The sequence below is a fragment of the Streptomyces sp. NPDC006879 genome (assembly GCF_042869595.1).
In the GTDB taxonomy this organism is placed as follows: Bacteria; Actinomycetota; Actinomycetes; order Streptomycetales; family Streptomycetaceae; genus Streptomyces.
Window position 1 is genome coordinate 1 of record NZ_JBIAGC010000078.1, and the last position, 9,176, is coordinate 9,176.

General features: G+C 67.8%; 9 protein-coding genes. 2 read left to right on the forward strand and 7 right to left on the reverse strand.

Annotated features, from left to right (window positions below):
* Positions 1-112: 112 nt before the first annotated feature.
* From ACFYMC_RS29155 to ACFYMC_RS29165, 3 genes are all read right to left on the reverse strand, one after another.
* The gene (locus ACFYMC_RS29155; protein WP_388530981.1) at positions 113-1,105 is read right to left on the reverse strand and encodes a transposase family protein; all 993 of its coding nucleotides are present in this window, start codon (positions 1,103-1,105) and stop codon (positions 113-115) included.
* Between the two features lie 57 nt (positions 1,106-1,162).
* Positions 1,163-1,714: a hypothetical protein gene (locus tag ACFYMC_RS29160; RefSeq protein WP_388530984.1), complete on the reverse strand. Its 552-nt coding sequence runs from the start codon at positions 1,712-1,714 to the stop codon at positions 1,163-1,165.
* 326 nt (positions 1,715-2,040) lie between these two features.
* The gene (locus ACFYMC_RS29165) at positions 2,041-2,877 is read right to left on the reverse strand and encodes a hypothetical protein (protein ID WP_388530987.1); all 837 of its coding nucleotides are present in this window, start codon (positions 2,875-2,877) and stop codon (positions 2,041-2,043) included.
* A gap of 191 nt (positions 2,878-3,068) precedes the next feature.
* Between ACFYMC_RS29165 and ACFYMC_RS29170 the strand changes: the two genes are divergently transcribed.
* A complete protein-coding gene (locus ACFYMC_RS29170; RefSeq protein ID WP_388530989.1) occupies positions 3,069-3,467 on the forward strand; it encodes an ACT domain-containing protein in 399 nt (132 codons plus the stop codon).
* A gap of 112 nt (positions 3,468-3,579) precedes the next feature.
* Here ACFYMC_RS29170 and ACFYMC_RS29175 read toward each other — a convergent pair whose 3' ends face one another.
* Positions 3,580-4,233 (reverse strand): GAP family protein, encoded by a 654-nt coding sequence (locus tag ACFYMC_RS29175; protein WP_388530992.1) that lies wholly within the window; start codon positions 4,231-4,233, stop codon positions 3,580-3,582.
* 298 nt (positions 4,234-4,531) lie between these two features.
* Positions 4,532-5,197 (reverse strand): esterase/lipase family protein, encoded by a 666-nt coding sequence (locus tag ACFYMC_RS29180; protein WP_388530994.1) that lies wholly within the window; start codon positions 5,195-5,197, stop codon positions 4,532-4,534.
* 587 nt (positions 5,198-5,784) lie between these two features.
* On the opposite strand from ACFYMC_RS29180, the gene ACFYMC_RS29185 reads away from it, so the two are divergent.
* A complete protein-coding gene (locus ACFYMC_RS29185; RefSeq protein WP_388530996.1) occupies positions 5,785-6,195 on the forward strand; it encodes a VOC family protein in 411 nt (136 codons plus the stop codon).
* Positions 6,196-6,446: 251 nt separating this feature from the next.
* Here ACFYMC_RS29185 and ACFYMC_RS29190 read toward each other — a convergent pair whose 3' ends face one another.
* Together ACFYMC_RS29190 and ACFYMC_RS29195 are read right to left on the reverse strand one after the other, a co-directional pair.
* Positions 6,447-7,412, reverse strand: coding sequence for a serine hydrolase (locus tag ACFYMC_RS29190; RefSeq protein WP_388530999.1), 966 nt, complete (start codon positions 7,410-7,412; stop codon positions 6,447-6,449).
* Positions 7,413-7,539: 127 nt separating this feature from the next.
* Complete coding sequence (locus ACFYMC_RS29195) at positions 7,540-8,463, reverse strand: hypothetical protein (protein ID WP_388531002.1); 924 nt, start codon at positions 8,461-8,463, stop codon at positions 7,540-7,542.
* Positions 8,464-9,176: the final 713 nt, after the last annotated feature.

Below are 9,176 nucleotides of genomic sequence, written 5' to 3' on the forward strand. Positions count from 1 at the left end.
GGGTATTTACGGGGTGCTGCCATGGTGCTGGTGGTTCTCCTTCGCCAGGACCGTAACCCTGGCATCAGGGACTCCACAAATCTCAGTACAGCTCACTTGGCTGGTGGGTGAGTCAGCAGGCTGTTGTGCTGACGGGCACGAGTTCGCTGCTCGGCTTGCGTCGCGTAGCCCGCTGGGCGGCCCGGTCGGAGACCAGGCCAGCGATGGCGCGGTGGGTTGCGGGGTAGTGCTCGCGGCGTCCGAGGAAGCTTTGCAGCGGGCGCCATTGCTTGTGCTCGGCGTTGGCGTGCTCGACGCAGATCCGCCGTGAGGACTGGCGGCGGCGCATCTCGCGCCAGGCATACCGCTCGGTCAGCGGAGCACCGTCATCTTCGAGGCCCTTCGGTTTCTTCGGCGATGCCGAGACCTGGTCGGGAAACTCGTTCGCCAGGCCCCGGTAGCCCTCGTCGACCTCGGCCTTCACGCGGGGGTGGAGGCGTAGTTGTTCGGCGATGCCTTCGGTGCGCAGGGCGGTCTGGTCGTGTATGCGGCCGGGCCGGTCGGCTCCGGACCACAGGGTGCGGCCCTGGCCGTCGCTGATCGTGGTGGTCTTCATGGTGTTCTGTTTCTTCTTGCCGGAGACGAACGCGCAGCGTCCGGGCCGGTGGGCCCTGGGGCGACGGACCTGGGTTTCGGTACCGTCGATCCGCAGCTTCACGTCCTCGGCCGAGGCGTAGGCGAATACATCGTCCAGGGTTCGCAGACGTACCCCGGGCCGGTCGGGGACGGCGAAGCCGCGCTCGGCGAGCAGGGGCCGGATCTCCCCGATCGCCCGGGTGATGGTGGACCGCTCCAGGCCGTAGAGCTCGGCGAGGGCGGCGTGCGGGAGCTGGGTGCGCAGGTGGACCAGGGTGACCAGCAGCCGGTCGGTGAAGACTAGGTCGTGCTTCGGTCCGGCGCCCGGCTGCTGCCTGCGCTTTCCGCCGCGCCGCTCGTGCAGCGCAGACTCACATCGCGCGGTCCACGGACCGGCCAACTCCTCGATCAAACCGCCGAGATGTGCATGGGAGATGCCTGTGAAGGCAGGATGGGACAAGGCCGCACGGGCCCATTCCTTCGTCGTCACACACGAGGAACCCGTGCGGCCGCCTCCACGTCGCGCCCGACTTCGCTCGTAACCTCGTCAGAAGTAGGAGGCCATCAGGTTGTGGTCCACTGTGATAGTGGAGCGGTCCAGGGCGGGCAACCCCAGGTGGTCAGAGATCAGTTGGGTCAGCTGCTCTTCATGGTTCTCGTTGTTGTAGTCCAGCCCGGCCGCAGTGATGAGCGGGGCCATCTTGTTGGGCCAGTATTCCCCGATGTATTCGGGTCCCTCGTAGTCGATGCAGGACGAGATCTGGCCGTCCTTGTAGTGGTACGCCTTGGGTCCGTGGGCCTTGGCGAAGCACGGGTTAGGAACGAACACCATCAGCTCGGCGCCCTGCGGGCACAGCTTGCGGTAGTCGATGTCGTCGAAGTCGTTGCGAGACGGGTTGAACATGGGATGCACGATCACACCCCAGTCACCGGGTGCCGCATCGTTGCCGTAGGCGAACGGCGGCCGGTGCTGCGCAACCAGTCCTTCGGCCATGAGGCTCAGGCCGGTCCCCTTGAAGTACACCAGGACGGTTTCGTCTTCCCCGTACCGGTTTCCTTCCATCCACGCTATGACGCCGCTCCTGATCCAATCAGTCATGCACAGCACCGTAACCGGCGCCACTGACACTCTCATTGGCCACCCCGCTCAACGCTACACATGAGGAACCCGTGCGGCCACCTCCACGTCACACCCGACTTCGCTCACAACCTCGTAAGGCCTGCCCCGCGATACTCGGCGGGGCGTGATGCCCGCTCCCCTCTCTCGCCGCGTTGTCGAATCACCCGCATACGCCCGGGTATGAAGACGTCTCTCCGTCTGGCGACGCACCGCGTCTGACGGCGCTCCCTGACCCACCGGCTGGCGCGGGAGGGCCCTTGGCGGCAGACGGGCGCAGCAGGTCGGGACGCGTGCCCGGCAGCCGGTCAGCGCGTACGCACCGCCGTGATGCTGAAGCGTTCGACATCGGCTACGTGCCCCCCGGTGGACGCGACCACCGTGAGCACCGGGTCCCGGGGGGCGGAGAAGGCGACCGTGGCGGTCCAGGGCTGGTCGTGCCCGCCGGCCGGGACGCAGCAGGGGGAGGTGCCCAACGGTGCGGCGGAGGAGAGCTGGTGCACGGAGACGCGGATCGTCTCGTCCACTCCGGTGATCCGCCCACCGGTCACCAGGGGGGAGCTCGCGAGTGACCCGTACGCGGGGCGGCTCAGGGAGAACGTCGTGTCGTCGGTGCCCACGACCTCCCACGGGGCATCCGGGCCGGCTCCGAAATGCACGAGGTGGATCACCGCTGCGGTACCGCTCTCGGCGCCTGAATAGGCAACGCCGACTCGTGCGTGCCGGCCCTCGACCTTCGTCGAGGAAACCCGATCGATTCCCTTGAAGCCGAGGAAGTCGCGGGTGAAGGACAGGGCCGTTTGGGTCGGGTCGAGGTGCCAGGGCTGGTGGCCGTCGGCGCGGTAGAGGCGCTCCCACTCCCGTACTTGAGCGAGGGTGGCGAAGGGCCAGAGCGGCTTGAGGCTCCACGAGTCCAGCGGTGGTGCGTCCACCGGGCCGGCGGTGTGGGTGGGCGCCGCCGTGCCGTCAGCCGGCGCGGCGGTCCGCGAGGGCTCGGACGTCAGGGGCGAGGGTCCGGACGACTTTGGTGCAACCGGCGCCGATCCCGCCGTCTGCGGGGAGCCGTCGGAGCTGCCACAGGCGGTGAGGGCGAGGCCGGCGACGCCGGCCGCCGCGAGGAGCCGGAAGGCAAGCCAGTTGTTCATGGGTGTCCCAGGGGGTCGTGTGGTCGACGTCCGATCGGCCCGTTCGACCATCGTGCCACCTGTCAGGCTCGTGGCACAGTGCCCTGTGCCGGTCCGGGCACTCATGCAGGAGCCCGCACCGGGCGGTCAGCGGCCCTGGCATCCGCAGCGCGGCGAGGAACAGCGTGGTGGCGGCACGTAACATGATCGACATGACTGGTGAGCGTGACCTGAACGAACTCCTCGAAGGCATGCGCCCCGAGCTCAACCCCGGCCGCTACGTCTTCACCGTCGTACGTGGTGGCCTTCCGGCAGGTGTCAGTCCGGTGGTGACCGTCGCCGAGGAGGAGGGACTGACGCTGGTTCTGCCTCAGGAAGAGGCGGACGCCGCCGGACTCGACTACGGGTACGTAGCCGGCTGGATCACGCTGCGTGTGCACTCGGCCCTCGACGCGGTCGGACTCACGGCTGCGGTCTCCGGGGCCCTGGCCGAGCATGAACTGAGCTGCAACGTGGTTGCCGGATTTCACCACGACCATCTCTTCGTCCCCCATGAGCAGGCGCCCAGGGCCCTCGGTGTCCTTCAGGACCTCGCCGCGGCGCATCCTTGAGGGCGCTGGTGGGCGACGAGGGTCACGCGCGGTAGTACGACCACTGGACTTGCGACCGTTGTTCCCGGGTCTCGGGCGAGGTCTTCCACTGGCTGGCTCGTCCCCCTGCACGTCAGAGGCCACGGATGCCCTTGCTGAGCAACAGCACCCCGATCAGGGCGATCACCAATGCGACGACGGCGGCGTTGTGGATCTTCAACCAGTCCCGTGCCGTGCCGAGCGGTCCGAGGATCCGCTTGCCCGCCAAGGCGCGCAGCAATGACGGCAGGGCCACGGTGGACGAGGCGATCACCGTGAACAGGGCGACGGCGCCGACCGTGCCCCAGAAGGTCAGTTCTGCGGCGCCGATGTGCATTCCGGCCGCAGCGACGAGTAGCAGGATCTTCGGGTTGGCGGCTGAGAGGACGAACCCGAGGCGCAGTGCCCAACTCCAGGTGGCGCTCTCCACAGCCCTGATCCAGGCGGGATCTGACCTCGTCGCCCGCTTCCGCCACTGCCGAACGGCGAGGAGGATCAGCAGGATTCCTAGGACGACTCGCCCCCACGAGGCCCATGTGGGTGGTTCCTCGGCCCGTTTGACCAGGGAGGTGAGCTCGACGAAGAGAACGGTGGCCACGGCGACCCCGGCGAACCAGCCCGCCAGGAAGGCTCCGCTGGTCACCCAGGCCCTCTTCGTCAGCAGCAGAAGGATCGCAGGGATCAGGGGGAATGGCGAAAGCGCGATTCCCAGTGCAGGAGGCAGAGTGTCCCCGATCAGCCCGACCACCCGCCGTAGACGAATTCCATGATGTGAAAGCGGGTCGGATCATCCCATACGGGATCTGGTCGTGAAGGTCGCCCACACGGCTGGCCGCCCGAAAGGAGTCAACCGGCAGGTGTTTTCGCAGCGTGGCACGGCGCGGCCCACGGCATCGGGTGCTCCGTACCGGCGGGCGGAAATCGGCAGGCGCCTGTCGGTCTCCGCCCTCGCTCAGCTCCCCGGGGCTGTCCAACCACCCGATGTGTCGCAGTGGCGGCGGGGGATCCGACCCCGGCGCGGCAGCACCGGGGTCGGCGCCTGTTGATCAGGCGATGAAGTCCCGCACCTTCGTGTAGTTTCCGTGGTCGTCGTTCATGCTGTTGTGGGACTTGCATCCGACCGACGTGTTGGTCGCTCCGCTCAACTTCGCGGACTCATCAGGGTTGATGGCCGCGTCGCAGGTGGACCAGAGGGTGGCGTAGGAGACGTTGCCCGGGGTCTCGTCACCGGCGTTGAGGGTCTTCAGGAAGCTGCTCCCGATCACCATTTCCTTGCAGGAGGTGTAGAAGGAGCAGAAGAAGGAGATGTCCGTCCCGTGGTTGACTCCGGCTACGGAGACGAAGTCGTCGACGTACGAGGTGCCGCCGTTGAACTTCAGGTACCAGCGCGAGCTCAGCGAGCCCATCGAGTGGGAAACGATGTCAACCTTGCTGGCGCCGGTCTGGGCGAGTACCTGCTGCACCTTCGTCGCGAGCTGCGAGGCCGTGGTCTTGTTGGACTGCTTCCAGTTGTAGGACCAGGTGAACAGCTCCGATGCCGAGTACCCGTCCGCCTTGAAATCGTTGACCCAGGTGTTCCAGGTGCTGGCGGAACTGCTGAGGCCGTGAACGAAGATGACCGGGTTGTGCGCCGCGGCATGAGCTGTAGGCGCGGTGACGAGAGGCGCGAGGACCGCGGCGGTGGCGGCAGCGAGCATGGCGGTGCGTCTCATGTGTGACTCCGTTGTCTGGCCATGCCTGGTCTGCGAGCGACCTCTGGCAATGGCGTGGAGGTGGGGGGCACCGGCCGGTGGCATCGGGAAATCTGGCACAGCGACAGTAGTTACCGCAAGGTAACTGACACACCTTTCTGCACGCTGGCGACTGAGCGGGCTGGTAGTCAACTAGCAGCTACCACAAGGGAGATGGGGATTGTTCGGCAGGCCCCGCAGGGCCTGGCCGGGTCGGTGGGCCGTGCGGAGGGCCCACGGGCGGGCGGGTGAAAGGCCGGACGCGTGTGGGGACTGGCGACACCAGCGGGCCGGGCGCGTCGTCCGGCCTGGGAGGGATCGCCGTCGCGCCCCGCAGCGATCGGACCCGTAACTCCCCACGTGTCGCTCGATTTGAAGGACCATCGTGCGCTTCGCGCCAGGGCAAGGCCCTTGCCTGGTCCCACGGCCCTACGACTTCGGCCGGCGGACACCGGCCGTGCGGCCGACGTCGCAAGGCCCGACTGCTGCCTACGATGGCGAAAAATACATCACTCGGTGCGCCGCGCCCATGGGTCCGCCGTCGAGCGCGCCATGACGAAGGGGAGCTCATGCCCGTGAACGCTCACAGCCACATCCGTATCGCCCGCCCGTCGAGAGACCTTCTGGTGGCCGAGGCGTTCTGGACCCAGGGCCTTGGCCTGAGCGTGCTGTACCGAGCCAGGGCCGGCGTTGCGCCCGGTGAACACGACCTACTGATGGTCGGTTGGCCCGACGCCTCCTGGCACCTCGAACTCGTCCACGAGACGGCGGCGCCCGTCGAGCCGCGGCCCACCACGGAGGACCTGCTCGTGATCTACCTCGACGAAGAGGTGCCCGAGGAACTCGTCACGAGACTTCAGGCACATGGCGGAAAGCGGGTGACCTCACCCAACCCGTACTGGAACGAGTGGGGCGTCACCATCGAGGACCCCGATGGCTACCGGCTCGTGCTGTGCACGCGAGGGTGGTCCCATACCTGAGGCCACAGGAACGGGCTGCGGGGCCCAGCCGAGCTCGGGGCCGCGTTGCGCGACACGGCGCTACCACTGCTTCGGGGCACTGAAGGCGCCGATGCGGGCCCGTGTTCCCGGCGGAAGCGGACTCGGGTCGCGTGTGCCGCCGGCAGCGCCGGACGGCGCCCGGGAGGGTTCGCTGGAGCTAGTGAACCCTTCCGGACGACCATCCCACCCCGCCCCCGTACGGGCGCCGCGGGCTGATGAGGCATTTCCGTTCAGTTGTCCTGTGGCTCAGTGGGCGTACGCGGGTAGGATCCGTCACCCACCTCACTGGCCTGGAATCCGGGCTCGTAGGCGGGTACGGCTCCGTCCGCTCCACCATGGTGCTCGTTGAGGTCGCGGTGGACGTGCCAGGCGATGCGCTGGATGGTTTCGATCCCGTACGACATGGACGGGTCCTCGTCGGTGAGGACCGCCATCTGGTACAGCCGTCCGCGTCCGGTGAAGATGCCCAGGCTGTGCACCCGCCAGGCGCGGTGGACGCGCTGGAGCCAGCCGTTCTTGTTGTGGACGGTGATACCCGGCGGGGCGCCGAAGGGGGTGCCCCAGCGCTGCTCGGGTACGACCTCGTTCATGAGTGTGAGGCCGTACTCCTGGTTTGCGGGGGAGAGCACCTTGTCATTGACGGTGTACACGTTGAGCTGCTTCATCTCGTCCTGCGCGGTGACCTGGGTGAGCCCCCACTCCCCGGTGGTGTTCAAGACGGTGTCGCGCATGCCGCAACGACGAATCGTGTACTCGATGAAGGGCACGCCGAGGCTGTTGTAGAGGTTGGTGGCCGCGGTGTTGTCCGACACGGTGATCATGAGTCGGAGGTTGAGCCGCTCCCATGGGGTGAGGGGGCGGCCCTGCTGCTGGGCCCGTAGCAGCGTGGCGGTCATCAGGGTGACCTTGACGATGCTGGCCGAGTCGTAGTGCGCGCGGGGCCGGAAGGCGCAGGTGAGACCGGTTCCGTAGTCGCGGATGGTGAAGGACAGCGTGGACTTGCGCCCCTGCAGGGCATGGGTGATGTCCCGGTTCAGACGGGCGGCCAGGTCCGGGTGCTCCGGGGCCTGGCAGTAGGGCTGGTCGTGTCCTTCGGAGCGTCCCGTTGCCTCGGCCGGTGGCGCGATGAACGTGACGGCCAGGGCGAGCAACAGCGCCGTGGCTCTGCCGGTGCGACTGGTGCGGGGGAGTGACATGAGGCTCCGTTCTTTGCCGGCGCGGGTGGCCGACCCTTCGGTGGTCGACGTCGAGGTGGATCTTCCGTCCCGCAGTGCGTGCGCCCTCCTGCGGTCCGGTCCGGGCCACGGGGCGTGTTGCCCGCCCCTACCGCTGGTCGGCACCGAGAGCGAGCGCATAGGGCGCCCACAGGCCGGTACCGATGGTGATCTGGTAGCCCGTGTCCGCGTCGACCCGGAAGACCTGGCTCTGGTTGAAGTCCGCGATGTACACGTCGCACGCCGAAGTGACGGCCACACCGGTGGGGAAGACCAGTCCGCTTCCGACCGAACTCTGGGCGCCGCCGTCCAGGGGAACCTTGTGTACCAGGCTGTTGTAGGGATCGGCCACGATCAGGTTTCCGTCCGCGCACAGGGCCAGGCCAGCCGGGTCGCCCAGCCCGGCGACGGGAACCGTGGTGAACGGCCCGCCGTTCACCGGCACCTTGATGACCCGGTGGTTGTAGGGGTCGTTGACGAAGAGGAATCCGCCGGGGTCCACGGCGATCGCCGTAGGGTTGCTGATGCCTTCCGAGACCAGAGTGGTCTGGGTGCCGTCCGGTGCGACTTTGACGACTCGTTGGTTGCCAGTGTCGGCGATGTAGACGTTTCCCGCGTGATCGACGGCCACTCCGTAGGGGGAGGCCAGGCCAAGACCCACGGTCGTGGCTCGGCCGTGCGGGGACTTCTTGACCACGCGGTTGTGGCGACTGTCGGCGATGTAGAGGTTGTGGTCCTGGTCTACCGCCACTCCGTACGGCAGGTCCAAGGACAAGGACTTGCCGACGACGGTGCGTTGCCCCTTGTTGCCGGGGCGTACGGTCACCACTCGGTCGTTGAACGTGTCGGCGATGTACACGACCGGGGTACGGCTGCCGCGTTGGGCGCGGTCCGCGGCGACCGGGGCTCCCATCGCCCGCGGGGCGGTCCCCGTCGTCGCCGCGAGAACCGCCCCCACCACAGCGAGGGCAAGGGCCAGTACGCGTCGCCGACCGGGCCGTCTCCGGCGCGTGGGGACCGGGGGAGGTGTCATGTGATACCCGCCTTGGGAGTACGACGTCGGTCGGGCACGACTGTGCCCCGTGCGGCCCGCGCCGGCGCCTCGGTGAGATGGACCGCTTGGAACCCTCACATGTGCGAGGGCGCCTCCTCCAGCGCACCACGCCGGGCTAGTCCACAGGAGGGACCCGCACGTACGGGTCGGCCGGACCAGCGGCCGGCCCCCGGTCCGGCGGTACCTGTCGATGCCGCAGGGGAGATCCGAGCGCCCTGGACGCGAGTGGACCGAGGAGTCGCGTCCGCCCTGTTGCCAAGCGCTGCCCGCCCGGGCCCCAAGAGCCGTCAACAGGAGCTGTGGTCCGCCGCAGGACTCCCCGCCGTCCTGCTGGAGTCGATGCCGAAACGTGATCGGAGGCCGTGCAACTCATAGGCATCCTGGCTGGTCTGGCCCTGTGCGCGAGTAAAAGGGATCCCGCGCCTGTGTCCTGTAGGGATGTCATGGAGAACGAGAACAGCTGCTCGGATGGGCGGATGTCAGCGCCATTGACCAGTGAATCAGACAAAGTGGATTTCACGGGAGTGGAGAGAAGAAGGTGCAGACGTGTGCATGCCGCGGTGTTAGTCGCAGTCGCCGCTGTCCTCGGGGTGCTCGGTGGGACCGTCGCCGGCTACGCCATCCAGTACGACCGTGACCCGACGCCCCTCCCGCCTCTGGCCCAGGGCTGAGCTTGCTCCGCTTTGACGGAC

What these genes read in the sequence shown, in the direction of transcription:
- ACFYMC_RS29160 (WP_388530984.1), bottom strand. Translation starts at nt 1,714, where the DNA reads ATGACTGATTGGATCAGGAGCGGCGTCATAGCGTGGATGGAAGGAAAC.
- ACFYMC_RS29165 (WP_388530987.1), bottom strand. Translation starts at nt 2,877, where the DNA reads ATGAACAACTGGCTTGCCTTCCGGCTCCTCGCGGCGGCCGGCGTCGCC.
- ACFYMC_RS29170 (WP_388530989.1), top strand. Translation starts at nt 3,069, where the DNA reads ATGACTGGTGAGCGTGACCTGAACGAACTCCTCGAAGGCATGCGCCCC.
- ACFYMC_RS29180 (WP_388530994.1), bottom strand. Translation starts at nt 5,197, where the DNA reads ATGAGACGCACCGCCATGCTCGCTGCCGCCACCGCCGCGGTCCTCGCG.
- ACFYMC_RS29185 (WP_388530996.1), top strand. Translation starts at nt 5,785, where the DNA reads ATGCCCGTGAACGCTCACAGCCACATCCGTATCGCCCGCCCGTCGAGA.
- ACFYMC_RS29190 (WP_388530999.1), bottom strand. Translation starts at nt 7,412, where the DNA reads ATGTCACTCCCCCGCACCAGTCGCACCGGCAGAGCCACGGCGCTGTTG.
- ACFYMC_RS29195 (WP_388531002.1), bottom strand. Translation starts at nt 8,463, where the DNA reads ATGACACCTCCCCCGGTCCCCACGCGCCGGAGACGGCCCGGTCGGCGA.